The sequence below is a fragment of the Pseudovibrio sp. Ad46 genome, from assembly GCF_001623065.1.
Classification (GTDB): domain Bacteria; phylum Pseudomonadota; class Alphaproteobacteria; order Rhizobiales; family Stappiaceae; genus Pseudovibrio.
The window spans coordinates 417,629-440,901 of record NZ_LMCG01000050.1 but is presented as its reverse complement, the minus strand read 5'-3'; the positions used below and the strand labels follow the sequence as shown (position 1 = coordinate 440,901).

Annotated in this window: 27 protein-coding genes and 1 pseudogene; 4 read left to right on the top strand and 24 right to left on the bottom strand. The window is 51.3% G+C overall.

The window, feature by feature from the left end; translation table 11 throughout:
* Positions 1 to 6: 6 nt before the first annotated feature.
* The 17 genes and pseudogenes from PsAD46_RS16505 to PsAD46_RS16425 all read right to left on the bottom strand — a co-directional run bounded on the left by PsAD46_RS16505 (position 7) and on the right by PsAD46_RS16425 (position 14,694).
* Positions 7 to 3,198: a DUF4815 domain-containing protein gene (locus tag PsAD46_RS16505; RefSeq protein WP_063307389.1), complete on the bottom strand. Its 3,192-nt coding sequence runs from the start codon at positions 3,196 to 3,198 to the stop codon at positions 7 to 9.
* Between the two features lie 11 nt (positions 3,199 to 3,209).
* Positions 3,210 to 4,319 (bottom strand): hypothetical protein, encoded by a 1,110-nt coding sequence (locus tag PsAD46_RS16500; RefSeq protein WP_063307388.1) that lies wholly within the window; start codon positions 4,317 to 4,319, stop codon positions 3,210 to 3,212.
* Positions 4,316 to 5,164: a baseplate J/gp47 family protein gene (locus PsAD46_RS16495; RefSeq protein ID WP_063307387.1), complete on the bottom strand. Its 849-nt coding sequence runs from the start codon at positions 5,162 to 5,164 to the stop codon at positions 4,316 to 4,318. The genes PsAD46_RS16500 and PsAD46_RS16495 overlap by 4 nt, the downstream gene beginning before the upstream one ends.
* Positions 5,165 to 5,169: 5 nt before the next feature.
* Positions 5,170 to 5,574: a GPW/gp25 family protein gene (locus PsAD46_RS16490; RefSeq protein WP_063307386.1), complete on the bottom strand. Its 405-nt coding sequence runs from the start codon at positions 5,572 to 5,574 to the stop codon at positions 5,170 to 5,172.
* Between the two features lies 1 nt (position 5,575).
* The gene (locus PsAD46_RS16485) at positions 5,576 to 5,782 is read right to left on the bottom strand and encodes a hypothetical protein (RefSeq protein ID WP_063307385.1); all 207 of its coding nucleotides are present in this window, start codon (positions 5,780 to 5,782) and stop codon (positions 5,576 to 5,578) included.
* Positions 5,783 to 5,793: 11 nt separating this feature from the next.
* Positions 5,794 to 6,357: a phage baseplate assembly protein V gene (locus PsAD46_RS16480; protein ID WP_063307384.1), complete on the bottom strand. Its 564-nt coding sequence runs from the start codon at positions 6,355 to 6,357 to the stop codon at positions 5,794 to 5,796.
* Entirely contained in the window at positions 6,350 to 7,087 is a 738-nt protein-coding gene (locus tag PsAD46_RS16475) for a hypothetical protein (protein WP_063292083.1), read from the bottom strand. Before PsAD46_RS16475 ends, PsAD46_RS16480 begins: the two co-directional genes overlap by 8 nt.
* On the bottom strand, positions 7,084 to 7,461 hold the full coding sequence (locus tag PsAD46_RS16470; RefSeq protein WP_063307383.1) for a hypothetical protein: 378 nt from the start codon (positions 7,459 to 7,461) through the stop codon (positions 7,084 to 7,086). Before PsAD46_RS16470 ends, PsAD46_RS16475 begins: the two co-directional genes overlap by 4 nt.
* A gap of 49 nt (positions 7,462 to 7,510) precedes the next feature.
* Complete coding sequence (locus PsAD46_RS16465) at positions 7,511 to 7,942, bottom strand: hypothetical protein (protein ID WP_063307382.1); 432 nt, start codon at positions 7,940 to 7,942, stop codon at positions 7,511 to 7,513.
* Between the two features lie 9 nt (positions 7,943 to 7,951).
* Entirely contained in the window at positions 7,952 to 8,974 is a 1,023-nt protein-coding gene (locus PsAD46_RS16460; RefSeq protein WP_063292080.1) for a major capsid protein, read from the bottom strand.
* A 43-nt stretch (positions 8,975 to 9,017) separates the two neighbouring features.
* Positions 9,018 to 9,386 carry a head decoration protein gene (locus PsAD46_RS16455; RefSeq protein ID WP_063292079.1) on the bottom strand — a complete coding sequence of 123 codons (369 nt, stop codon included), beginning with the start codon at positions 9,384 to 9,386 and terminating at the stop codon, positions 9,018 to 9,020.
* Positions 9,387 to 9,451: 65 nt separating this feature from the next.
* Entirely contained in the window at positions 9,452 to 10,474 is a 1,023-nt protein-coding gene (locus PsAD46_RS16450; RefSeq protein WP_063307381.1) for a head maturation protease, ClpP-related, read from the bottom strand.
* 6 nt (positions 10,475 to 10,480) lie between these two features.
* On the bottom strand, positions 10,481 to 10,705 hold the full coding sequence (locus PsAD46_RS16445) for a hypothetical protein (RefSeq protein ID WP_063307380.1): 225 nt from the start codon (positions 10,703 to 10,705) through the stop codon (positions 10,481 to 10,483).
* Complete coding sequence (locus PsAD46_RS16440) at positions 10,702 to 12,336, bottom strand: phage portal protein (protein WP_063307379.1); 1,635 nt, start codon at positions 12,334 to 12,336, stop codon at positions 10,702 to 10,704. Before PsAD46_RS16440 ends, PsAD46_RS16445 begins: the two co-directional genes overlap by 4 nt.
* On the bottom strand, positions 12,333 to 13,544 hold the full coding sequence (locus PsAD46_RS28820) for a terminase gpA endonuclease subunit (protein ID WP_343229276.1): 1,212 nt from the start codon (positions 13,542 to 13,544) through the stop codon (positions 12,333 to 12,335). The genes PsAD46_RS16440 and PsAD46_RS28820 overlap by 4 nt, the downstream gene beginning before the upstream one ends.
* Positions 13,545 to 13,547: 3 nt before the next feature.
* Positions 13,548 to 14,417 (bottom strand): annotated as a pseudogene (locus tag PsAD46_RS28815) (phage terminase large subunit family protein); the annotation flags it as partial.
* Positions 14,392 to 14,694: a hypothetical protein gene (locus PsAD46_RS16425; RefSeq protein WP_342585846.1), complete on the bottom strand. Its 303-nt coding sequence runs from the start codon at positions 14,692 to 14,694 to the stop codon at positions 14,392 to 14,394. The pseudogene PsAD46_RS28815 and the gene PsAD46_RS16425, both read right to left, overlap by 26 nt.
* A 471-nt stretch (positions 14,695 to 15,165) precedes the next feature.
* Here PsAD46_RS16425 and PsAD46_RS16420 point away from each other — a divergent pair, with 471 nt between their 5' ends.
* Positions 15,166 to 16,107 carry a putative phage abortive infection protein gene (locus PsAD46_RS16420; RefSeq protein WP_063292073.1) on the top strand — a complete coding sequence of 314 codons (942 nt, stop codon included), beginning with the start codon at positions 15,166 to 15,168 and terminating at the stop codon, positions 16,105 to 16,107.
* Between the two features lie 5 nt (positions 16,108 to 16,112).
* Here PsAD46_RS16420 and PsAD46_RS16415 read toward each other — a convergent pair whose 3' ends face one another.
* Positions 16,113 to 16,724 carry a hypothetical protein gene (locus PsAD46_RS16415; protein WP_063292072.1) on the bottom strand — a complete coding sequence of 204 codons (612 nt, stop codon included), beginning with the start codon at positions 16,722 to 16,724 and terminating at the stop codon, positions 16,113 to 16,115.
* A gap of 1 nt (position 16,725) precedes the next feature.
* Here PsAD46_RS16415 and PsAD46_RS16410 point away from each other — a divergent pair, with 1 nt between their 5' ends.
* On the top strand, positions 16,726 to 17,445 hold the full coding sequence (locus PsAD46_RS16410) for a hypothetical protein (RefSeq protein ID WP_153040758.1): 720 nt from the start codon (positions 16,726 to 16,728) through the stop codon (positions 17,443 to 17,445).
* 85 nt (positions 17,446 to 17,530) lie between these two features.
* A complete protein-coding gene (locus PsAD46_RS16405; protein WP_063307375.1) occupies positions 17,531 to 17,995 on the top strand; it encodes a hypothetical protein in 465 nt (154 codons plus the stop codon).
* Between the two features lie 320 nt (positions 17,996 to 18,315).
* Here PsAD46_RS16405 and PsAD46_RS16395 read toward each other — a convergent pair whose 3' ends face one another.
* A complete protein-coding gene (locus tag PsAD46_RS16395) occupies positions 18,316 to 18,882 on the bottom strand; it encodes a hypothetical protein (protein WP_063307373.1) in 567 nt (188 codons plus the stop codon).
* Positions 18,883 to 19,056: 174 nt separating this feature from the next.
* Positions 19,057 to 19,962, bottom strand: a complete 906-nt coding sequence (locus PsAD46_RS16390; RefSeq protein ID WP_063311111.1) for a hypothetical protein — start codon at positions 19,960 to 19,962, stop codon at positions 19,057 to 19,059.
* 340 nt (positions 19,963 to 20,302) lie between these two features.
* On the opposite strand from PsAD46_RS16390, the gene PsAD46_RS16385 reads away from it, so the two are divergent.
* Entirely contained in the window at positions 20,303 to 20,815 is a 513-nt protein-coding gene (locus PsAD46_RS16385) for a hypothetical protein (RefSeq protein ID WP_063307371.1), read from the top strand.
* A 75-nt stretch (positions 20,816 to 20,890) separates the two neighbouring features.
* Here PsAD46_RS16385 and PsAD46_RS16380 read toward each other — a convergent pair whose 3' ends face one another.
* Genes PsAD46_RS16380 through PsAD46_RS16365 form a run of 4 tightly spaced genes read right to left on the bottom strand, consistent with a single transcriptional unit; the run spans position 20,891 to position 23,239 of the window.
* On the bottom strand, positions 20,891 to 21,424 hold the full coding sequence (locus PsAD46_RS16380; RefSeq protein WP_063307370.1) for a DUF6362 family protein: 534 nt from the start codon (positions 21,422 to 21,424) through the stop codon (positions 20,891 to 20,893).
* Positions 21,421 to 21,696: a hypothetical protein gene (locus PsAD46_RS16375; protein WP_063307369.1), complete on the bottom strand. Its 276-nt coding sequence runs from the start codon at positions 21,694 to 21,696 to the stop codon at positions 21,421 to 21,423. The genes PsAD46_RS16380 and PsAD46_RS16375 overlap by 4 nt, the downstream gene beginning before the upstream one ends.
* The gene (locus PsAD46_RS16370; RefSeq protein ID WP_063307368.1) at positions 21,693 to 21,881 is read right to left on the bottom strand and encodes a hypothetical protein; all 189 of its coding nucleotides are present in this window, start codon (positions 21,879 to 21,881) and stop codon (positions 21,693 to 21,695) included. The genes PsAD46_RS16375 and PsAD46_RS16370 overlap by 4 nt, the downstream gene beginning before the upstream one ends.
* Positions 21,878 to 23,239 carry a DnaB-like helicase C-terminal domain-containing protein gene (locus PsAD46_RS16365; protein ID WP_063307367.1) on the bottom strand — a complete coding sequence of 454 codons (1,362 nt, stop codon included), beginning with the start codon at positions 23,237 to 23,239 and terminating at the stop codon, positions 21,878 to 21,880. Before PsAD46_RS16365 ends, PsAD46_RS16370 begins: the two co-directional genes overlap by 4 nt.
* Between the last annotated feature and the right edge of the window lie 34 nt (positions 23,240 to 23,273).

Here is a 23,273-nt window from a genome sequence, read left to right as displayed (position 1 = left end):
CTTCTCCTAGATGGTCGCAACTGCACGCAGGTCTTCCAGAACCGGCCTTGCCTTCGGATTGCCAGTTATGGTGATTTTCACGGCTGTCTGGCTGCCAAGGTTTTGGTCCAGTTCATAGGTGGCATCCACTGTGCCCGCCGCATCCAACACTTCACCGGTCTTGTAAGGAGCCTCAACAAAATCTCCTGAACTGTTCTTCAGGAATACTTTTGCTGAGGCGCCATTTGGTAGAGTTCGTTTGACCCGAACCGGGAAGCGGCTTGCATTGCCGGTCTGGAAGGCAACGCCGATATAGTCAGCGGTTTCAGCAAGCTTACCTGCCCGTACCTGAACACCGGGGAAGAGCCGAGGGCTTGCGGTTCTGGTCCCCTTCAGGATTGCTGCAATACTGACAGTTTCCTTCACCCATTCATCGAACTGCACACCGGCATAGGCCGCTGTCCGGATCTTTGATCCATCTGCACGAGTGATTTCAAATGTAATGGAACACCCGGTTTCAGGAGTATCGACAGCCGCCGCAATCATCAGATCAGAGCAACGATCCAGATCCACGTTCCCCAACTCGACGCGCTTGGTGGTCTGCGTAAACTCAGCCGCATCTACGCCGCACGTCAGGTCAGAACCATGCACCGGAAGATAGGTTGAGTTGTTCGAGCTCTCAATCTCGGTGCCAACGGTGTAAGGGTTCACACCGAGGAAGCTCTGGTTTTTCTCATCAAACTCACCAAGCACCGCAGCTGAGATCGAATGCTCATTGTCGGGAGTGATCGCAATGAACGCATATTCCCGCGTAGAAAGCAGATAAGGCAGAGATGGAAACGGACATGGTGTCCACTTATTCAGCTCTACCTTGGACATGTCGATGACAGCTTGAGCAAGAATTTCATCAGTAGGAAAACCCGCTCCATTGGTAGCCCGCAACTCAACCACAACAGGTGTGTTTGGATTACCTATCTTGCAGAACCAGAGTTTTACCTGCGCAATATGCCTGTTACCCGCTGGCAAGCTAAAGGTTTGCCCTCTTGGATCGCGGTTTCGCGTAATGATGCGCGTCACCGTGATAATCTGAGGCGGTGGTGGTGGCGGAGGAACGAGAACAAGTGTTGTTACCCGCTGCATTGTTTGAGTGGTGACTTTGCCCTCACCTACAAAGCGAGCAAACGCCTCAGATCCACCCACACCAAATGCTTCAACCAGCTTCTCACCAGCTGCATGCTTTTTGGTTGGAATGCTCAAGGTAAGCGTTAGCTGTCCATCACCGGCAGCCGCTGGTTTTTGCGCTGGCGTCATGTCCACATTATCAAACAAGATACGGTCTAAGACCTCTCCCCCACCGAAGCCTTCAATCGTGACCGTGATATCAATTGCCCGCAAAAACTTGGCATTCTCTTCTGCAGTCCCAACCACCTGTTGCTCAGAGGTAGAAGAGGCCTCAGGCCCGAACACCTCATGGGTCACATCAGACGCCCAAACCTCATCAACATCTGTCCAGAAGTCCTGTGAGGGCTCCAGCTTCATTGAAGCCGGGAATGGTTCATGACTGGCAAAACGGTTGATCAGCTTACACGTGGTGCTGAGCGGCTGATCAATCACATTTTCCAGCTTGTACGGAAGCATCTCCACGCCCGTGTTGTTGAGGTCATGGATGGTGACGTCCAAGGGCAGCGTGAGCATACCGTTGCGGACTGCTGCGTTTTGTTGAGCGCCAAGATCACGCCAGCGATCATCGGCAAACGGATCAACAAAGATCCCACGCTTTGCAGCTGGTTCCTTGTCGTGAATATCAAGTTGCAAGCGGTTCAGAGCAATCAGATCGCGAGAACTATTGAGGAGCTGCACAACCTCCCAAAGCTTGTCATAAGTGATGTTGTGAGTGCCATCATTCTTAACCAAAGGCAGCCCGTCAAAGTCGTTGTAGACGGTTGCCAGTTTCAAAAGGTTGTCAGGGGTTTGGGGAGCAACTGCACGTGCAGAAGATTGGCCTTCCACATAAACAGCGTTTCCGGTCTGATCCAGACAAACCAGATCTACACGCGGCAGCTTGCGCTTGTAGATTACGACCACCTCGCCGCCCGTGCGCCCACCTGTCAGCTCGATATCATGAGCAGATACGGTCACAGGCTGAACAGAGTCCCGATAACGATATTTGCAGTGATAACTGGACCCGGGTGACGGTTCATCCCCGGCCAAGGACCAATCAACCTTATCGGCAGTCAGCTGGTAGTCAGTACCCCTCACGAATGTTTTGCTGCCCTGTTTGATCTGAACGATCTCTTTCAGGCTGTCATTTTGGAGTGTATCGGAGCCGTTGATAATCTGGCTGCGTGTGACGTCCTCTGTGACTTCCTTTTCAAGCTGAATGTTTACCAGCTCATCAATCGGCCCATAGTGGAGGCGGAACTTCTGCTTTTTGTTGGATGCTACGGTGTAAGTGTGCTGCTCACCGTCAATCTGGAAAGTGTCCCACTTCTCTTCGATCTCAAGGCGCAAGGCATGCTCACGGGAACGTTTGAAGCCTTTGATATTGCCGGTGCCCGCAGCAATGGAAAAGACCACATTGCCGTTAGATTTCTCAATTGCAGTTACGCGGCACCCCTCATCAATGTAGTTGCCATTTGCTCCAAAATCCTGCGCTGCAGATACCTGTGCTACTTGGCTCATCTCTGCCGGAGGCGTCTGATCAAGCGGAGTGCCTTTTACCAGCGTATAAACCGGGTAAAGCTGACCTTCCGCGCCATCTCCCGCATAGCCCCACACAAGGCGGGTCACGATCCTTGAAGCCCCCTTCTCGCCTTCCGCTTCTGTACCCGGCTTTAAACCTGCAAGCGTTGGGTCATCCTCGGAGTTGATCACGGTAGAGCTTACGCGCACACCAACAATCAGGTCAGTAGTCAGATCGACACCTTCCAGAACAGCTGCACCAACCGGACGCACATCGCCTGCCACATAGACAGTCCCACCACCAAGAAGGATTCTGCTTCCTGCCCGGTCAATCTCAATGGCCGCGCCGGACTTACGATCACCATCGCGAGAAACGGTATTGCCAATGCGCTCAGACTGGCGGCGTGCAATACCGAACGCATCATTGAGATCGGTTCCGGTGATAAAGACTTCCTCAGGCCAGACAGCTGCGGAATCGTTTTGGCGCTCAGGCGTGCGATCATGCGCACCTGGCACGAGTGGATGTTCAAAAGCCATTTGAGTGGTCCTTATGCGAAGCTCAGGAGAACCTTCACGCGGGTGCGCTTGGTGAGCCGCAAATCAGTTGTAAGCGCCTGCGAGCAAACAGCTGCAAACGGAGTTTCGATCTGGTCAGGTAAAAGCCAGCGCTTTCCTTGTGGCAGGTCCGGCTTTGGCGTGGCTCCAAACAGCAGAGCAACAGAGGCACATTCCTCGCCTGCCCCTTCCCCAAATCCGGCGAGCGCTTCCACATAAACGCGCTGCCCTTGATCGTGGGGAGTGATCTGCTCAGAGCCAATCTTGTAGGTGATGCCAGGGGCAACTTGATGCAGTGCCTTAAAACGCCGTGCCCCGATCATGGAGCCATCGGCACGATAAAAGCCCATGTAGCCACCGAGCAGAGCTGTTTGGCGGGCCATAACGCGCAACTTCGCGCCGACACCCAAATCCTGCCATGAGGTTTCAACCTCGCTCCATGGAGCTGCCAGTTCTTCCCAAGTCACACCGCCCGAAGAGGTGTCGATATAAACGCCGATTGCCTGCTTTTCAGCAGCGGTAAGCGCCCTTTGAAACTCGTGGGTGGTGCCAAAGCTCCATTTGGTTGGAACCTCTCCCACCCGTGCCCCGGAATGCGAAGACAAAAGAGCATTCCCAAGTTTTGAATAAGACAGCTCAGCTGCGCGGATATCATAGCCATTGAAGGCCCGCATGACTTTGGTGCGCCGGGAAACTGACAGACCAACAATCCCGGCGATGCGCGGCAGATCCTCTTCGCTGCGTGGGAGCCGGTCCAGTGCCAGCTGATCCCAATGCCATTTACGCCGCCTGCTTGGCGCTTGTTCCAGGAGCCCACCATAGTCGATGAAGCCAAGCCCCTTGTAGACAGCTGCTTCAAAGCCACGAATGCGCAGCCATTCAAGCCCCTCATCATAGAGCTGGTAGATGTTGTCTACATAGGGGCTCAGGATACCAAGGCCGGTTTCCTGTATCAGGTGCGGCATGATGCGTGGCTGCGGGTTTTGCCACTTCATGCCCATGTTGTTGTAGTGCTGGCGAACGACCTCAAGGCCTTCATGATTGGTCTGCGAGATCGCCCGCATCCAAGGCGTGGCGTTGGCCGGCAAAAGAGTTTCAGTCATCGCCCGCGCCCCATGGAAGTGATTGAGATTGAACCAAGCGCAATGGCCTCGTTTGGATCCGCGACCACATCAACGAAAGGCGCTTCCACGATCACGTTGTTAATCCCGTCCCCCATGGCCGTGTTGATCAGCCAAGCTCTTGTGAGATCAAAGCCAAGACGCTCTTCTGCTTCCCACGCAGCCCGCAGTTTTGCCTCCAGCGTTTCCAAGGCAGAATTACGCGCGTGCTCTTCAAGTTGAACCTGAAGGGCCACATCAATGGTCTTGGTCACAGCTGAAACGACAATGAACCGGTCAGAGGTGACTTTGTTGGTTGGCTGGATCAGGTACCCCAGAACAGTTTCAAGAAGTTCATCGCTTGCGTGGCCTCCCGGAACGGCTGACAGCACACCGACATAAAGCGTGGGATCAATCCCGTTGTCCCAGATGGCGACACCCTTCACATCAAGATGGGCATCCATGGAAAGCGCTTTGTATCGCTCCTCAGGACCGCCACCAGAACGCCCGACAATGTGAAGCTTGATGCGTGTGCGAAACCGGTCATCTTGCTCGCTCTGCATGCGCGTAACGCCATAAAAGACCGCCAACACATCAAGCGCCACGCCATAAGCGTAATCCACGAAGTAGAGAACAAACTTCTCATTCCCCAGCTGCAGAAGATAGACCACCAGATAAACCAGTTCTTCCTGCAAGATTTTGGCGGGGTCTGTTTCAAGGCCTTCTACGGTCCATGGGATTCCGGCTGCATCAAACTTGGTTTTCAGGCGGTTCAAAGATGCTGCAAGGATGGCCTCATAGTCGATATTTTCGATCAACTCAGGAGGTGGAAGCTTGGTCTGGCCCATGTGGCTTAACTTTCCAGTGTTTGCACCTTCCCATCCCGAAAAAACAGGCCGAAGGAAATAGAGCGTTCAACGGTATAATCTGGTGGTGAAAGGTGTGCTTTCGGGCGAAAATCCGCCTCTATAGTTAGGCCAACGTTCCCTAAGCGAACTTGTTCTACGGTGCCTTGCGGTGTCAGGCGCCTCACCTTGAACCGGGGCTCCCACCGGTCAATGGCTACAGCTATCAGCTGCATGAAGACTGCAAAGCGCTTCGGGGTAAGCTTCTTACCCAAGATCTCGACAAAGCCAGCCCCGAACTGCCTGCGCATCACCCGAGAATAGAGCCGGGTTCCAAGGATGACTTCTACCCCTTGGAGCGCTGATTGCAGATTAGAGATCGGCTGCCCAGTGTGCCTGCTCAATCCCGTCATATCAGGCCCCAGTCATGGTAGGTGCCTTATTGCGACGCTTGCGGGGTGCCTTCTCTTCAGCGGCGTCTTCATTGGCAAGGCTAGCGGCGGCGATTGCCACGTAGTAGTCAGCGGCCTGCTCGGTCATCTCAACAATGCGGTCCTCAGGAACGCGCTCACCATCGATCGTGTCCGCACCCTCACGAATGCGGTATCTTTGCTTCGTCATGTCTGGAGTCCTTAATTAGGGCCTTTGGTGTCAGCTGGTCCCGGCGAAATACCGCCGTGTGTGTGCGTTGAGCCAACGTTTTTGCCATCGTGTGTGACCTTCCCGCCCTGAGTAGCAACACCATCACTGCTGATAATATGCTTCACGCCACCGACGGTGATTTCAATGCTGTTCTCAGCTGAGATCTGGAGCTTGCCGTCCTTGATCTGAATACGGACACCAGCATCCTGAAAAACGTTTGCTTGCATGTCTGAGTTGGGTGTTTCGTGGCCGTCGCTATATCCACCTGGCAGTACTAAACCTTGTCGGGGATCACCGCTTGGATTGAGCATCCCCACCATCTGCCCAACTTTTAGCGGAATGGAAGTCTTGGAGGTTTCTGGATGCGGTTTCCAAGGTGAGAGATAAGGGGTGCCTTCTTCATCCTCTCCCAGCTTGATACGGTAGCCCTTCTTCGGATCAACTGCGTGAACCGGCCCGACCTGTATCATCTCCGCTATCACTGATCTTAAAGTTTCCAACTCGGCCTGCTGTTGCGTGAGAAGCTCGGTGATGACGTCCCACTGGTCATCCATCTTGAACTGCCTCGTCTAATCCGAGCGTCTCGATTTGGTCAGGATGCATACCGTTCTCCATTCTGAACACATCAAGCGGAGGCGCTTCCGGCTCTAAGGCAGCGTGCATCAAGTCAGCTTTAGCGGCTATGCTCGGATCACCACTCCCCTTCATAAGCGCAAACAGTTCCCCGAATGGGTTTGAGAGCACTTCAGCACCGGTTCTCGGCTCTTCCAAAAGCATGCACTTGAGTTCAAACTGGTGAGCTGCGAGCCGCAATCCATCCTGCTCGTTTGCAATGCGGCCTTTTTTGAAGCTGGTCACCCCCATCAAGAGTTCTCGGAACATCTTCACATACGGATCTCTAGTATCTGATAGTGCGTTGAGGATCTCGCGACCAATGAGATCAAGCTTGAACTCCATGTTGGCATCAGTAACCGGAATATCCTGCACGATGACAGCTTCGCCTGTTTCATCATCTTTGACGGACATTGAAGAGGTAATGCCCCATTCGAAATAGATTTTGGTGTCAGCTTGGCCGAGCAATTCCAGACTATTGCCGCTCGCCTGCATGTCTGCCTCGTCAGTATAAACAGTCAAGAAAGGTTGTTCTTGGCTCGTTTCTGGCAGGCCATCCTCATTGAAATTGAGTGCACCAAAAGCCGAATCCTGAACATTATCACCCACGCTTGTTTTGCCCTTAAGGGCTTCGCAGAGGCAGTGCCGTGCGGCAATTCTAACGAGGCTCATGCTTCCCCCAGCTCCAGTACAATGCGCATTTCATCTCGATAACTTGCGTGCAGGACATCAAACCAAGGCTTTCCATCGCGTGTAATTACCCTGATGGTGTCGCCCTTTTTGATCTCAGGGCCGGTGTAAAGCGACTTTGCGATATGCAATTGAGTCTTCGCCGAGTTGACGCGGCCACGCCATTTCAAAGCATCGCCACCGCTCAAGTTGGTGTTGCGAACATTGCCTACTCTCAAAATCGCTTGGATTGTCGTGTTCCCGCGTGATTGGTCTTGTCTGCCATCCTGCAAAAATTTGAGCTCGATAGTTTCCGCCCATCGTTCATCTGCGGTCTTCACTACTTTCTCAAAATGTTTCTTCGTTTCAGGTGTCATGGCTTGGCCTCATAAAGAGAAAAGGCGCGAGTTTCCTCGCGCCTTTGTTTTATTGTGCTTCGGCGGCTTCAATAGCCGCTTGGTACTCTTCGACGGTCCAGTCTTCGTCTGGCGTAATGCCAAGCTCTTTGGCTTTGGTGTCGAGGTCATCAAACTGAGCCCGAACCAGATCGCGAACTTTCTCACGCAGGGTTTCAAGACCAATGTTTTTAGGCGGACGGTAATCAAGCTTTTCAGCTTCTTCACGCAGCTCGTCCATGGTCATGGCGCTGTAAGCGTCTTCCCCACCCTCATCAGCTACCGGCTCGGTGTCTGGCTCATCAGCTTTATATGCAAGACCATCATCAATCAGGCTTGTTGCATACGACGCTGGAACCTTAACAGCTTCACCGGGCTCAACAGTGACGACGTCGTCCTTACCCACGACCTCTCCGGGGATCATGAGCCCAGAAAGGTTTGCAATCCACATAGCTTTGGTCATCGTGCCCCCTTACTGGCCCGGAGTGTAGTTCTGAAGGCGAATTTTTCGCAGGACGCCGGGGTTTGTACAGAGAGACATGGCGTTCATCTGAACCTCAATGGAGCGGCCCTTACCGTTGGGATCAGCATACTGTCGAAGGTAAAGCGGCAGACCTTCGGTGTTCACCGTATCTTCGTAATCAGCGGGACCGAAACGAGTGATAAACAAATCAGGCACGCCAAACGGAACAATGCGAGCCTCATTGTGGGCAATATAGGTGCCCCCACCGGCTTCTCTCGCTTTACGGCCCTGCTTGTAGCGTTCAAACTTGAAGCCACCGAAATCAAACTTATCCGGGGCGGCGTTCCGTAACTTCCCAGCCGAAGATGTATTTAGGAAAGTCTCCCGAACCTCAGGACGGTTCCAGATCCATTCATGAAGGTTTCGACCAGAGAACACATGCATATGCCCGTATGCCCGATCAAGGTCATCTTCAATACCATACAGCGCATGCATCATGAAAGAGCCAAGGTTCAGATCTTTGTCATCATGATCAAGATCCAATGGCGCTGGAATTGCATAGCCAAACTTGGCATAGAGGTTTGCCAGCGTCTTGCCATTGCGTGTCAAGACAATGCCGTTAAGAGCACCCATACGCTGATGCTCCAGCGTATTATCAAGGTCGCGGTTATGTTTGCGGCCTTTCTTCACGACACGTTCCTGAAGCCGTTCCAACTGGTCATTTGTGCCAGTTTTTCGAACGTTCTGAATTTCGTCAGCCGAGATATGATCATTGCGCTCGTAATGAGGGATCTTGAAGGACTCGAGGGTGCGATCTTCATCCCCGGTTGTTTCCCCAGGTCCACCACGAGCGGTCGGCTCGACCAGCTGCAAATCGTTGCCTTCGCGTTCAATGTCAATATAGGTGGTGTCCACCCCATCTTCTTCGAACAGGCCGGACTTGCCAATCTGATCAGGAACCGAAGGTTCTTCATTGATGGCAAGCGTAAGATTGTGAACGCTAAAGCGGTCGTCATCCCAGATATCAGGCATTTAAGTCTCACATAATTGGAAGGAAAGTTGGTCTGATTGCGGTTTAGCGTGCGATCAGGCCAGAGGCCTCGAGCTCTGCTAGCTTTGCAGCTACTTTTGTGTCGTCATCAACGGATGCATCGAAGTTCAAAAGGACCTTTTTGACTTCTGCATCCCGGTGCAACACGACCGCTTCAACATCCTGCGACGTTGCATCAACAGCATGGGCAAGAACCGCTTTTGCCGTCTCTGAGCCATCGGCACCAGTTGCCGGAGATGGAACATACTTTTTGGAAGCTGTTTGCTTCCCGACCACAGTGGCAGCCTTCACCACGCCTGAGCCAGCAGCGATGGTCACGGACTCGCGAGAGCGGTTGCCGCTTGCTTCGGAAAGTAGAAAAGACCAGTCACGCTGGCGCATTTTCGTTGACATGCAAAACTCCATAAAAAAAGGCCGCGTATGCGACCTGCTTAAGCTTTGTTGCGGGTGAAGATGGCTTAAGAGGCCATCAACTCGCGACGCTTTTTGTAAATAGAACCAGCACTCATTGTCGGCTGTTGTGGCTTGTCTGTGCTGTCCAGACCGGCGCCTGTCTGTCGCATAGAGGAGTAATCGTTCTGCGATGGGTTGTTGTTGGAGTTTGGCGCAATGTCTTCCATCAAATCAAACTTAGCTTTGATCTGTTCGAAGTCCATGCCATCGGCCATGAAGGATTCTGCAAGTTTTGGCTGCTTCTGCGCCTGTGGTAGTTCCATCACTTGCTTTTGCAACTTCATGTAGGTTGTGACGCCTTCTTTCTTGCCTTCTTCCTTGGCAGTAGCAATGCGCTGCGCAATTTCTGCTTCAGTTGCCATTGTAGGCCCATCCTCTTGCGTTTCCGGTTTGGTAGGTGTTGGCTCTGGCTCCTGATCCCACTTGTTTGAGCGGGCCATAGTCACCAGTTCTTTGGGAGCCTTGTCGTACATGGTGAAATTAAAAGGTTGGCAGGACATCAAAGACTGAGACCCTGCCTCATGTGATGTCGCAAAGCCTTGCGCTACAGCGTCCTCGCCTGTCATCCATGTCTCAGCTTTCATTAGCCCGCGAACTTCATCAGCAGCCTTACCACTGAAGTTTGCGTAGATTTTTGCGAACTCTTCTGCTTGCATATTGAGCAACTTCGCGCTCTTTTCGTGGTCTTCTGCGGTGCCTCGCGCCAACCCCGATGGGTCATGGATCATCATAAGCGCACCCGGCTTCATAACGACCTCATCGGCTGCCATTGCAATGAGGGATGCTGCTGAACCTGACATAGCATCAACCTGCAAAGTGACTTTGCCACCATGGGCTTTCAATGCGTTGTAAATGCTCAAGCCTTCCATTGCATAACCGCCACCCGAGTCCATACGAACGGTGACATCATCGTCGCGGCCATGCTCTGCAAGAGCTTCGATAACCTGCATGGTGGTGAAACCTTCATCCCACCAATAGTCTCCGACAAACCCATACATGAAGATCTGCCCGTCTCGATAAATACCCATGGTTCCTCATGCTCTCAGGCGGGCAGCAAAGCGTCTCCGTTTTCGCTTGCCCTGTTTGATTTCACACTGTGCCTTAGCTTGGTCTAGATCGCGTTCAATTCGGTTGAGGTCGGCATCGCGATACTTGACGAAGTCCTCACCAAAGCGACTTTCAGTGACCTGCTCACCGTTGCGCACGGCCTCATAGATTGCCTCCAGTTTTTCAACTTCGGCGCACCAGTCCTTGCTCATTCATCATCCCCAGGTTGCTTGGCTTTGGGCTTCTTAGGCCCGTCTTCGGATTGGCCGCTACCTCCCTGCACTTTTTCAGATGGGTGCATGCGGCCCTGCTTCTTAAAGTCCCCGATCTCTTCATCGATCTCTCTTTGGATTTGGTCATAATCAACCCCATCCAAAGAGCATTCACGGCGGACCGAAGAAACTCCATTTTCAAGCCTTTTTTTGCGGGCGCTTTCCTTCTTGTCATCGTCGGCGGTTGGCTGAGCCGGTCCTAAAACATCAACCTGGCTTACATGCTCCCGATTGGCTCGGAATGCCGAATATCCGCCTTTGAATGGAAGACGCCCTTCTGCAATTTCTTCATCCAACCAGTTGGCGAAAGTCACTTTGGTAAGTGGGGCAACCACCCGATCACGCCGACGGGTCACAATAGGCCAGATGGTTGCATACTCCATTCTGACTGAGCTGTAAGTCGCTCCAGTATGGTCCATCGTTACCGATGAAGCGGTGGCTCCTATACGCCGGGCAACCTCTCTCAGGAGGTTCTGGAAGAAGGCCACATAATGCGGGTTTGGTGTTTTGCTGGAGTGAAGCTCAAACTCTTCACCCGGAGCAAGGTGGTTGACCCTCACCCCATCCGAAAGGTTGATTGTTCCTTCCTGAAGAGCCTCAAGGCGTGATCGCCATAGGTTTGCAAGGTCTTCACCGATATCTTCGTTTTCACTTCCATCAAGCGCCTGAAATGCTTGAAAGATATCTTCAGAGGCGTCGGGACTTTTGACTGTAGCCGCCATGATCGCCTGCGCGAGTGCAGTAGCAAGAGTCGCGTTTCCCAGCTGCTCCTGAAAGCTCATGTTGTTCAGAACTGCGGTCATCAGAGGGACACCGCGAGAGGCGTCAGGGTTCTCTGAGCGATCCATTAGCTGCACTACTTGACGCAAACCAAGGCCATCAAAGGCGTCCACATCGTGATCGATTAACCCGCCTATTTTGCCTTTGCGCTGGAACCTGTACTTCAGGTGTCGTCCGTTATCATCTTTGAAGATGCCATCTTCCAAACCAATCAACTGGCTGGTTTCCCACTTCAGTTTATGGGGTGAAACGAGCGAAATTTTAGTGCCGGTCCTGATGCCATACTTCTTACGCTCCGCAGGAGACATAAAGCTGAAAACGCCATATGCCTCACCTTTAGTTGCGTAGATCCGGCAAACCCCATCATCCATTTCAGCAAGCTTTTTCTGGCCTGCTAAATCGACTTCAAGCGGGTTGTTAGCGTAGGCGCGAAACTCCTTCTCAACGAGCTCCGCGAACTCCTTCTCTTCCTTCTTGTCGTACCCAAGCTTTGAGAGATCTGGCTTATAGTTGATCTTGAGCCCTTCCCCGATTGTATCGGTGATGACTTGATCAACTGCACCGGCGATCCACCCGCTGTTGTGCATGAAATCCGTCGCAAGGGCAGAAGCCCGCGCCGCCGCCGCTCTCACATCCTCGGACCCTGAGCGGATCGGGGCGGAGCGCTTTGCCAACACGCCAGATGGATCGCCACCAAGATAACGCATTGTCGAGCGCTGGCCGGTCTTCGCGAGCTGCCGGGTATTGGCAGGCACGCGGAACCGAGGTCGCGTTAAACCCTTGCCTGTCATTGAAATCTTCTCCGAAACTTGTTCTTAGGGCGGGCCGCCTTAGGTGCCGGTCGAGTAGTCCCACGACTGGCCTTTATTGGCGCTTCGGGTCTACTCATCTGCTTGGGTTCCTTAGGCTCGTTCGGCAATGCCGGTTTGGGTAGGCTCTGTTTACTGCCCGGTTTACTGATCAAACGATCAGGTAGTGATAGACGCGCGGCGGCTGCATAAACCTTGCAGTCCCACGCTTCGTTGCGGATGCCCTCTTCTTTCGGTTCCCAGCACCTCACGGGCTTGCCTGCGTGCTCTTTGATGATCGCCTGCTCTGCGGTCATTTGAGCGAAATAATCAGCTGGCAGGTCATCACAGGGGAAGTGAGTTGCGTTCGGCGTTGGCTCACCGTCTTCCGGCAGCTGAACCCCAAGCTGCAAGGCGATCAAGTCCTTTGCCGTATCAACCCCCACGATGTAGACATGCTCACCTGAGTTCTTGGTTCGAGATGGCGTTTTGGGCCAGATCTGGCGATGCCCGGCATTGTTCCCCTTGCCCTTGATTGCATAGATCCGGCGGTGCTTACGTTTCGCGCAGAACGATTGCACAATCGCAGCCCTATGACCTTGGGAGTCAATGCAGGTCGCTTTAATGGAAAGCCGCTTGCCATCCTCCCGGTAATAGACTTGGCGTAGCTCCCTATCAAATTCATCCCAAACCCGCTTGCCAGCTGTGTCACCGTCCAAAACGACATGCCGGATCACCCAGTTCTCATCATCCAGGCCATAGCCAACCACTGTCATCTCAATGCGGTCATCTTGCGTATCAGCACCCACGACAAGCAAGCGCACTCCCTCAGGTATTGCCTCATGGGAGTAGCCCTCAACCCGCTCTGCGAGCCCTTCAGCAGAAAGGGCAAGCTTGATACCCTTCACCACCTCGGCAAGCGCGGTGTTTGTCCACTTTCGAAGCATCAAAGGCTTCTTGTAGGAGTTAAGGAACTCCTTCACGACGTCAAAAAGGGAGTGTCTCGTAGAGTAGAGTTTGGAAACATGAAAGCCTGCATGCCCTTCGTAGTGCGAAGCTTTTTTGCATTCGGGACAATGTGAGCGCCCCTTCTCGTTCCAGTGCCCTGCACCACCCCATTCGAGCGGGTTATGCGTCTTCCCGCAACATGTGAAAGGCTTCGTCTGCCTCCAGCCATAATCTGTTTCATCTGCAATGCGCAGCAGCGCCAACTTGCGCTCTTTCTCACTCCACCCAGCCCCACACTTTGAGCAAAAGTACTGCGCAGTATTTGAAAGGTGGTTGCCGTTGTCGTCCTTGTCCCATTGAACAGTCTCGCGGGACCAATAGAGCGCCTGCTCTTCATCGCAATGAGGGCAGCGAACAAAGCATTTACGCTGATCACTGGCCATGTACTCATGATAGATCTTCGATGTTTCTTCGTCTGAAGGCGAACACACACGGACATTCAGACGGCGCTTGTTAAAGGTCGAGGATCGTTACTCACCCAATGCCAGTGGGTCGCCCATACCGCCTGCATCTGCGGGGTAAAGATCAACCTCATCAGCGAGGGTAATGCGCTTGGGGCGTGACGCCAGATCAGTTGGGGAGTTAGCGCCCACGAAGTCCAATGCTCCGCCAGGGTACTCCTTGTGCTCCAGTGTTGTGCCTGAATCTCGTGACTTGGCGTCCGGTATCAACTCCCTCAGAACTGGTGTTGTATCGACGGTTTTCTGAAAGCGTTCCTTGGAGAACGAAACAGCAAGCTTCTGCGTAGGTTGAATGAACAAGATCGGCGACGGATCTTGATGTATATGGTAGCTCGCAACGTTCTGTAGAAACTCAGTTTTCATCAACTGAGTGCAGGCCATTGCTGTGAGAACTTGCGTATCCTTCTCTGTGACCGCCATCATGGGGCCAATCGAAACAGGAACACGTCTTGTCTTCCAACGCCCCGGATTGGCTGTATTCTCTCGGGCTACATAGCGGTATTCATCTGCCCACTCTACGAGGTTAAGCTTTGGTGGTGGCTTGAGATCGCGTTGCCTACATTCTGCGAAGACATCATCAATACGCTCACTAGCTATCGTCCGCCAATGCTTCAAGGATTTCACTCACTTTTGAAGAGAGGATCTCCTCAATGTCGGGAGCCTCAAGAAGTTCAAGGTCAGCAGAGATTTCACCGGGTAACGCAACAAAATTAGCTCTGATCTCTGAGTATTCCTTCGAGATCTTGGCCTTAACAATGTCGATTGGGATTGCAGTTCTGCGTAGCAGCTCAAGCTCAATTTCGGCCTTCTCTGCTGATGCATTGTCCTTGCGTATTTGCGCCCGTTCGCGCTCAGGTATCTTGTCTTCACCTAATGAGGACTTGCTGAACATCTCTCGCCAAGCAAACACCTCTGCAGTGTTGTAGGTCGTTAACTTCCCCGCCCCTTTATCATCATGGATCGGGCACCCCTTAGCCCTCCACCTATGGAGCGTCTGTCTGCTAATTCCAAAGACTTCACAAAGCTCCAAAGTGCTAACAATTTTGCCCAACACGTATCCTCACATAAAAAAGGCCGCAGTGTTACAGGTTAGCAACGTCTACAGCGTATTCGTTCATTGAAATTGTTAGGTTTTTGGGATTGGTGGAGCTAAAAACCCGTCTAGTAACCCCGCTGTTTTTTGAACTGTAACGGGCCATAAATCGGGCTCCGCCACCGTAGCGGGCTGAAAAAATCGAAATACGGTCCCTAGACCGGGGGGGGTATGCATCGCGCATGCCTTTTGCGCCGTGCCACGTGCCCTTTGCATCTTCCAACCCCAAGGGGGAATCGCGTATCACGAACCTCGATAAGGAGTGCCGATATGCCGAAGAGTGAACAGCCTAAGGATCAGAGAACCAAGCGCAACGCGCTACTGTTAAGCTCACCATGGGCTTGGATCATCTTCATTGGTCTTACGATACTCATAATCTGCCTCTGGTGGGCTAACGCCCGGTACGCAGTCACAGGAGAACTCCCCTATCTTCTCTCCTATTTCGATACCCCTGAGCCTCAGCCACAAAGCATATTGGAAAGGCTAGGCATCCTAGGCACTCCTCAGGCAGTAGGTGGTTACTCAGAGAGAGGCCCTACTGGTGATACATTTGGGATAGTGAACTCACTGTTTGCTGGCCTTGCCTTCCTTGGTCTGTTCTATGCGATCCTATTGCAGCGAGAAGAGTTATCTACAGTGAAGGACGAAAGGGACGACACTCGTGAAATTCTCGAAAAGCAGGAAGACAACATAACCGCGCAAACCAAGCAACTTGGTAAGCAGGCATTTGAAACCAGTTTTTACAACGCCCTCGACTTGCTTTTTAAACATAGAGAACAGCTCCTTCACCCCGGCAAAACCAACATTAGAGGCAGTGCTGCTTTGGCACGGTATGTTAAAGATCTGCGAGATAAGACAACATCAGCACTTCACGTTTCGAACCTTCTCACCGGATATTGGGCTGCTCCTCGAAACGAACCGCGTGACGGTAGCGTTGATTACATTCGTTTCGTTATGATGATTTCTGAGATGATCGAAAAATCAGAGATAGATAACAAAGAGATATATCGGGAAATTTTGAGATCTCAACTTCTTGATTCCGATCTTGTTTTGATTTTCTTCGCTGCATTTTCAAAAGAAGTCCAGTCTTCTGCATGGCGGCAACTCGTGATCGAGAGCAACCTGCTCAAATACATTGCTCTGCGTGATTGGACTAGCGATTGCAAAGAATGCATCAAGGAAGTCTATGACGGCGAAACTATGTACCTTTGAGGGCCTTAACCCTTCACAGCCAGCAGACGCTTAATCTCCACTTCCATTGCCGGGGCAAAGGAGCGGGTTGCGTTGTCGTGCTCGGCCTTTGATGGGCCTATTACCATTTCATCCGGAATGCGAACGCTACTCTTGAGGCTATGGAAGCCCCTGTACCAGCGCTTACCTACGTTAAGGTTGGCCCGGAAGACTGCCCCACCAAGGTTCAAGGTCTTGCGACCTGGGAAGCGTCCGCCCTTCATGAATGCCTTTTCCAGATAGAGCCTCTGCCCCCTTGGCCGCGCTACTACCCCGCCGCGCATCAGCTCTCTTGGCTTGAAGTGCTTCAGGCTGATTAGTCCGCCCTTTGTGGTCAGCACATAAGACAGGCTGGCAGCGTTGCCCTTATAGCTCGCACTCGCCCTCTTAGGCTTCCCCAGAGCCTTCCTAATTGTACGGGATGGCAAGCCTGTTTGCTTAGGAAGCGTCTTCAGCACGCCTTTACGCAGCTTGGTGCCGGTTTTATTGATGACCTTTCTGTAGGCGCGCTCTGCTGTCTTTCTGTTTCCTATCCGCTCAACCGCATTACGAAAGTGCACATGGTTGTCGTCTGCGAATTCGAGGGTAACTGGAGGCATTATGCGGAGCCTTCTTCCGTGGCATGCGTGGTTTTGCTTTGGCCTCAGACGCTTTGTTGCTCTTTGCCGATCACGCAGCCCGTGTGCCGAACATCAATTTGTAACTTCTGGTTTCTTGAGCTTTGTGCTGGATAGAGCTACCCGGCCAACAGATGTTTTTTCAAAGAGAGAATTGCAGATGAATACATTGAGTAAAGCCACTCTCGCCTTCATGTTTGGGCTCGCAGGCTGCCTATCTGCCCAATCAGCGGAGATTGTTTCCACTCAGGAATCCGCCACTGCTGCGTTACTCACTTCAGTCGAAAAGGTTCGTGTCCAGATAGTAGACACCGTACACGGTGATTGCTCTCCTGAACCCGAAGTACTGAAAGATAAATCGGAGGGCGCACTGCGCAAGAACGGCATACCTGTAACTGAAGATACGACTGCCTCTAATGCCGCCGTGCTCTATTTGACACTTACTGGTTTCAAGCCCGGATCGAGATGCGCTGTCATGTTGGAGGCAAAGCTTTCCGTCAATTCGTATGCCATTGCCGCCCCTTCACAATACCTGCAAGAGGGCACTCGATTTAGCAATGTAGTGGATCTCAATCTTGTAGGGCACCTGTATGTAACCGACAGCGATATGCATTGGAACTTAACTGAAGCAGCTGGCGAGCTTGCGAATGAAGCTGCAAAAAAGATCCTACATGCGAGAGATTTTAAGTTCGAATACAAGTAGCCTTGATGGCGCGTTATGCGACCTTCTTGAGAGCTATTACGTTTAAGATATGTGTACCAATTGTCCCACGAGCTAGCATTCCACCATGAAATACCTAATCAAGGCAGTCTTAGTCGCAGCAACCATCATCTACGCAAGCCCTGCACTCTCAAGTGAGTATATCTGCTCATCTGAGAAAGGTACCGGTTATTTCTTGCCGGGAACAGATGAGGCTCAGGACTTCAAATCCAGACAAAAATTTCGCATTACTTCGATTGGCTCCACCAAGCCAACCTTCAGTTTCCGGCGGCTAAAGGGGCAAACCGAAGACCCTTTGCTAGCTTCTATGTTCAGGGAAGCTGCCTCATTCAGTTTAACCTTTAGCGGGCCTGAGCCGCGATACCCTTGCATTAGCAATAAAACTGAGATCATTTGCTCGGCAGGGAGCGGTGTCTACTTCACATTGTTTCTGAAATCACTGAGATTCTCTGCTGTTTCAGTAGCCCAGGAAAGAGGTCAAGCAGAGAAGATCTGGATGGATATCGGTTCTTGTTCAAGTGTCAAACAATGAGCAATGGAATTGGGAATTGTGGCTCTAAGCTGGTGCAAGACTGCGTCTGTTCCAACGTCGATATACGTTATCATGCGGACCTACATCCAACACTTCGTACTCTTTGTCAGAAATTCGTTTCAGAATTATACGATCACCACCTTTTCCATTAATAATGAAAATATCATCAAATGGCTCCAAAACGCGGTAGCGAAGCGAATTGGTCTTCGGATTCTGCAGGAACAAGCTGAGCTTACTCTTAACCCCCTTCTGTCGATCTGGAGGTAACTTTTTAATACTTTTCTCGAAGGTCGAAGTTAAACTAAGCTCTACAGACATGATCACCCAAGATTATCAAAAAACTTATCTAGATCATCTCTCGACTTGATCTTTGTCTCCTCAGTTTTATCTGAGAGATCGGCTCTTAACGCGCGATAGAGCAAAGCATACTTGAGACATGCTTCCGCATCTGCTTCAAGCCAATTTCGCAAGCGTTTATTTTGCTTGTTCATTTTGGAAGCACCCTGCTTTGAATAAAGCGAGAGCTCCTTCACATGCTGGTTAAGAGAGCTTTTACTCTTTTGGAGTGCTTTTCTGGTCTGATTTGCTTTATTCTCAAGAACATAAATAAGGTTGTCTAACTCATGAATTTGATGAGGCGTAATCGGTGCACCTTCCAAAGCAATTCTTACTTCGTTAAACTCGTTCTGTGCAATTCTTTCAAACTCGGCTAACTGAGTGTTCAAATCGTCAATTTTTTGATCTTCTTCTGCTAGAAAGCGCTCCATAGAGCCATCTGCTTCGAAAATATTCCGCTCAATACCGACTACTGGCTTGACGAAGGCTTGCTCCATCTTGCGCATCGTTTCTTCAAGGGTGTTGTCAATATCCATAATGAATCGGAACATAAGCTACCACCTGTTTGAGCGCAATTAGATTTGTTACGAATGAACCAATACTAACCGAGGTGCATCTCTAATCTTTTCATGTCAATCACGGTCAGAGCGGAGCTTTATTTTATCTCAACCTCATATTAGGGGAACAAATTCATTGATATGATACCCCAGCCCATCATGAGCTTGCTAGAAACTATGCTTTTCGACAGCCCCTAATCCTTGTGTGGCTAATTTAGGATCGCCTTTCACGAAGATCAAAACGTTCTGATGTGTCTTGCCAAGCTTGCGCCCGCTCTCAAATCCTCCACGAGCCCTCAAGGGCAATGAACCGGCTTGAGTGATCAACACAGCATCATTGTAGAAGCGCAGGCCCGCGTCTTCGCAGGCTTCAATGGTGTCCCGTACAAAGCCCCGGTTGATACCTTCCCGGTCCCTGAAGTCGCCAACCACGATAGCTGCAAAGCGGTTCTCCTTCAGACGCGCTGCAGCCTGCTTCATTGAGGCGCGAAAGGCACCCACAAACACGTCGTAATGCATGTTCGACAAGTCCGAGGGATCATCTGAGTACTTCTCCAGATCACCATAGGGCGGACAGGTCAGTATGAAATCAAAGTAGCCGCGCACATGCTTGTAAAGCTGTACAGCATCACCAACCTTCCACTTAGGCCTTGGTTTAATCCCGAGGGCATCAGCCTGCAGGTCATTGGCTTCAACCTGCTCAGGGCGCAAATCTACACCTGTATACTCGCGCCCCATGTAGGCGGCCACTAAGCCCCGTACAGATCCACCAGCAAAAGGATCAAGAACCTTTCCCTCAGGCGGACAGAACCATGCATAACAAAGTTCAGTCAGGACCGGGTCAAATATGCTTTTACTTGCCCATGAGCCGGGTGCTGTGCCCTTCCCGTTGATCTCTGACCACTTAGCCATTGCGCTGGCGTATCCGCTTAGGAGGTCTTCTTTCCTTCCTTCACCGCTATCAATCCCCAGGCCGAGCCAAAGGCGCTTGCGGTCTTGCCATTCCTTGGCCCTTGCGCTCAACACTGAAAAAGGCGGTACGATAAAATCTTGGCTTAGTGCCCCTTTAGTCATTCCATGCTCTCTAAGCTTGATGCTCAGGGCATTCACTTATGGGCTCTAAGGGCCTCAACTGGTTTAGTGTGCCGCATCTCCGGCACTTGATTTCAATGGGTTTCACGATTGCGCCCGGTTCGTTTTTGAACAGGAGCGCATTGCAGTGGCCACATCTGGTTGATTCCAAAATGATTCTCGACGCATAAAAGCCCCCTGCTCATTAATTGCGGTGAGTAGATATGGCGGGAGCGGTAATATGCTAAGTCTTACCGGGCGGGTGCTGTAGTCATAAACGTGCCCGTAGCTCTGGAGGTTGCTGCCTCCAAGCCTCTCGCCTTAAACCTTTTAGGAGATTGCTATGCCATTAGCTGAAATAAAAGGATTTTTAACCTCCGTTAAAGTTGCTTCCGATTTACTCAAACTCGGCATTGAAGCCAGAGATGATGCCAAAATCAAAGCCGCTTCTAATGAGTTAACTGAACGTCTGATCGAAGCGAATATGTTGGCTCTAGACATCACCAATAAGATGCATGAGCAAGATTCTCATCTCCGTGATGCCCAAGAGCGTATTCGTGAACTTGAGGCAAAACGAGAACTTCTAGACAGATACCAGCTCATCGAACTAGACGAAGGTTCACTCGTATACGAGTTAAAGGCTAACGCCGGGACTGAAGAGCCACACCACTATGCCTGCCCTAACTGTTTAGAAGATGGGCGCAAGACCGTTCTGCAGAAAAAGAACCGTCCTTATAGCGACAGGATAAGGAAAGAAGTACCGCGATTGGTCTGTACTAAATGTCCTGCTGATTTTGCTTTCGACGGCGAAAAAATGCCTAAATCCTCATACCATGGCGGGCAAGTTGTTTATTGATCAGATCGCAAAAGAAAACCCGCCGTTTGGCGGGTTAGTCATTTGGGAAACCTGTAATGAAACACGGCTAAACCTTCAAGCCGCAAGTGTTCTCATCTTATCTGAATAGATACCCGATTTAGGCCTAAACTGCACGGATAAATCTTGACATGCAAACGCGGGTAAATCTGTTTTATTACATAAACTTACCGCGATTTCATGAAGCGCTCTATTAAATCGATCATGAGCCGTTTGTTTTGCGAGCCCCATCTGGTCAAGAACCTTCTTCGGCTGGATTTTGTAGGCGTAGCAAAACACTAGAAGCGAGAGAGCTTTTCTCTCTTCATTTCGCTTGATGTAATGCATCCAGTCCCATGTCTCTTCCATTCGGGCAATTGCAGCAGCATCCGGTCCAGCCATGTTCCTGGCTCTTTTCTCCACTTCCGTAAGCTTCTTTGCAACGGCATTCAAAGCCGCTTCCCATTGATCATCATCACTTGGGTTGAAGTCCGGCCAGAAGCTTTGCGGTTGCCCCGGTCTAACGCCTCGCACCTTCATAAGGCGCATGACAACCTGTGCCTCTATCAGCCGATCTAGGATCACCGCATATAGTGCCTGAATGTCGCTCATTTTCCCTTGTCCTGCCTTTCTAGATATTCAAAGTATGCGCGCTCGGCTTCTTGCTGTGCTTCCTCCTTTGAGTTGGCTAGGCCTTGTTCAATCAATGCCAAATCATTTGCTACCCAATACCACTGAACACCAGGACCATTAGGCCTGTGTTCTTTGTAGGTTCTCAGGTTTGCATCGGGCCTGTTGGGATCTTTCGCCGTTCCATCGTCTGGTGTGTCTGGCCATGATCGCCTCCATTTGAGGCGGGGCTCAAATTCCTTGTTATCGTTCATGCCGCTTTCTTCTCCAGCTTGTTGGCTCGGCTGCGTAAAGCCTCATAGTTCAAAGGGGAAACATAGAGCACCCGATTGTAAAGCGCGCAGACCTGATCTGTAATCTGTGTTCTGTCACCTGTCTCACTATCTTCCACCACTGTTCCAACCTCCACTTTCCACACAAAGCGGATTGGGACGCTCATAAGAGCATCCCTTCTTGGTGTCCGCGATCTTCCCTAAAAGTGGTCGTAGGCCCATCAAAAACAAGCTCTGCACAGCGACCACCTGAGCCCATGCGGACTTTGTCGGCGTGGACCTGTGCCCTGTCCTTCCACTCAATCAGGTCCGTTTGCCATTTGACATGAAGATCTGTGCCTTCCTTAGGTTCTTTGCGCAGCAGTATTGGTTCAGGGCGGAAGAGAATGAGGATGTTGTCCGCGCTGTCTTCCATGTTGGAACCGCCAAACAGCTCTTTGCGTGTCAGGCGTTGCAACGGTTCTCTCTCTGATCTGATTTCATGAGCAAGGGCAACGACTGGAATGTTGAGGGTTTTGGCAAGCTCCTTCAGTTCAGAAATCACATAGCCACAACGTGCAGGAAGGTTTGAATCCAAGCGGCTATCTTTAGCCCGCATGGCCTTCACACTATCGACAAACAGGGCCTTAGTCCCAAACCTAGACTTGTTAGCTTTTGCCCGGATAAACAGCTGCTCAACAGTCGTTCTTGACGTCTCATCAATGTAAAGTGGAATGCTTTGGCAATCTTCTTTTGCAAGGTAAATTTTTTCCAGCTCTTCAGCCGAAAGCCCGCCTCGGCGCATAGCGTGGGTACTGATGCCAGACATAGCTGCAACGCGCCGCATGGTGAGCTGTTCTGCGTCCATTTCCTTTGACTGGAAATCAACTGGGCCATACTGGCAGGCAATGAACTCAGCAATCTGCAAAGCAAGGGCTGTTTTACCGCTTGCTCCTTCTGCGCCAATTACAGTCAGCTCGCCATCAACCAAGCCACCACCCAAAAGGTTATCAACTTGCTTTAGACCAGTCCCTAAAGCATCGCCCCCTGTTTCCTGAGGCTGCGCAGCCCGCTCATAAACAGCTTGTGCGCTTTGCCCAAGAGTTACAGTGCTAGTTCTCTGTGCTTGCCCTGAAATCTCTTGAAGCTCTTCAATAGCGTTCTCTGCAAGCTCAGCAGCCCTTGTGTCAGTGTAAAGAGCCTTCTGCCCTTTCTGGAAAGTCTCAGCAATCAGCTCCTTGTTACGCCGGTTGAGGAGCGGTTTCACAAGGTCCTCGATTTTAGCAGTAAGCTTCCTGCCCTTAGCTGCGAGTGATTTGATGCGCGCTACAAGATCTGCATCGCCTTCATATGGCGCATTTGTTTCCACAAGGTGCAGATCAAAGCTGCCCTCTTTGTGACAGGTGTCCAAGCCGGTCCAGACAGCCTTCCAGATAGCATCATGAAAGTGCTCAGGTGTCATCTGGTCGGCGACATCCCAATACAGCTCTGGAGACGCCAAAAGGCGCGCAAGAACTTGTTGTTCGATTGGTTCAAGGTTTGTCATGCGGCTTTATCCCGGAATAGAATTGGAAAAGGAT

Coding starts and splice junctions, on each gene's coding strand:
- PsAD46_RS16500 (WP_063307388.1), bottom strand. CDS start 4,319: ATGACTGAAACTCTTTTGCCGGCCAACGCCACGCCTTGGATGCGGGCG.
- PsAD46_RS16365 (WP_063307367.1), bottom strand. CDS start 23,239: ATGACAAACCTTGAACCAATCGAACAACAAGTTCTTGCGCGCCTTTTG.
- PsAD46_RS16380 (WP_063307370.1), bottom strand. CDS start 21,424: ATGAGCGACATTCAGGCACTATATGCGGTGATCCTAGATCGGCTGATA.
- PsAD46_RS16455 (WP_063292079.1), bottom strand. CDS start 9,386: ATGTCAACGAAAATGCGCCAGCGTGACTGGTCTTTTCTACTTTCCGAA.
- PsAD46_RS16495 (WP_063307387.1), bottom strand. CDS start 5,164: ATGGGCCAGACCAAGCTTCCACCTCCTGAGTTGATCGAAAATATCGAC.
- PsAD46_RS16370 (WP_063307368.1), bottom strand. CDS start 21,881: ATGAGCGTCCCAATCCGCTTTGTGTGGAAAGTGGAGGTTGGAACAGTG.
- PsAD46_RS16485 (WP_063307385.1), bottom strand. CDS start 5,782: ATGACGAAGCAAAGATACCGCATTCGTGAGGGTGCGGACACGATCGAT.
- PsAD46_RS16395 (WP_063307373.1), bottom strand. CDS start 18,882: ATGTTCCGATTCATTATGGATATTGACAACACCCTTGAAGAAACGATG.
- PsAD46_RS16385 (WP_063307371.1), top strand. CDS start 20,303: ATGCCATTAGCTGAAATAAAAGGATTTTTAACCTCCGTTAAAGTTGCT.
- PsAD46_RS16440 (WP_063307379.1), bottom strand. CDS start 12,336: ATGACAGGCAAGGGTTTAACGCGACCTCGGTTCCGCGTGCCTGCCAAT.
- PsAD46_RS16470 (WP_063307383.1), bottom strand. CDS start 7,461: ATGACACCTGAAACGAAGAAACATTTTGAGAAAGTAGTGAAGACCGCA.
- PsAD46_RS16490 (WP_063307386.1), bottom strand. CDS start 5,574: ATGACGGGATTGAGCAGGCACACTGGGCAGCCGATCTCTAATCTGCAA.
- PsAD46_RS16425 (WP_342585846.1), bottom strand. CDS start 14,694: ATGTTCAGCAAGTCCTCATTAGGTGAAGACAAGATACCTGAGCGCGAA.
- PsAD46_RS16375 (WP_063307369.1), bottom strand. CDS start 21,696: ATGAACGATAACAAGGAATTTGAGCCCCGCCTCAAATGGAGGCGATCA.
- PsAD46_RS16405 (WP_063307375.1), top strand. CDS start 17,531: ATGAAATACCTAATCAAGGCAGTCTTAGTCGCAGCAACCATCATCTAC.
- PsAD46_RS16465 (WP_063307382.1), bottom strand. CDS start 7,942: ATGACCAAAGCTATGTGGATTGCAAACCTTTCTGGGCTCATGATCCCC.
- PsAD46_RS16480 (WP_063307384.1), bottom strand. CDS start 6,357: ATGGATGACCAGTGGGACGTCATCACCGAGCTTCTCACGCAACAGCAG.
- PsAD46_RS16475 (WP_063292083.1), bottom strand. CDS start 7,087: ATGAGCCTCGTTAGAATTGCCGCACGGCACTGCCTCTGCGAAGCCCTT.
- PsAD46_RS16415 (WP_063292072.1), bottom strand. CDS start 16,724: ATGCCTCCAGTTACCCTCGAATTCGCAGACGACAACCATGTGCACTTT.
- PsAD46_RS16460 (WP_063292080.1), bottom strand. CDS start 8,974: ATGCCTGATATCTGGGATGACGACCGCTTTAGCGTTCACAATCTTACG.
- PsAD46_RS16410 (WP_153040758.1), top strand. CDS start 16,726: ATGCGGAGCCTTCTTCCGTGGCATGCGTGGTTTTGCTTTGGCCTCAGA.
- PsAD46_RS16450 (WP_063307381.1), bottom strand. CDS start 10,474: ATGGGTATTTATCGAGACGGGCAGATCTTCATGTATGGGTTTGTCGGA.
- PsAD46_RS16445 (WP_063307380.1), bottom strand. CDS start 10,705: ATGAGCAAGGACTGGTGCGCCGAAGTTGAAAAACTGGAGGCAATCTAT.
- PsAD46_RS16505 (WP_063307389.1), bottom strand. CDS start 3,198: ATGGCTTTTGAACATCCACTCGTGCCAGGTGCGCATGATCGCACGCCT.
- PsAD46_RS16420 (WP_063292073.1), top strand. CDS start 15,166: ATGCCGAAGAGTGAACAGCCTAAGGATCAGAGAACCAAGCGCAACGCG.
- PsAD46_RS16390 (WP_063311111.1), bottom strand. CDS start 19,962: ATGACTAAAGGGGCACTAAGCCAAGATTTTATCGTACCGCCTTTTTCA.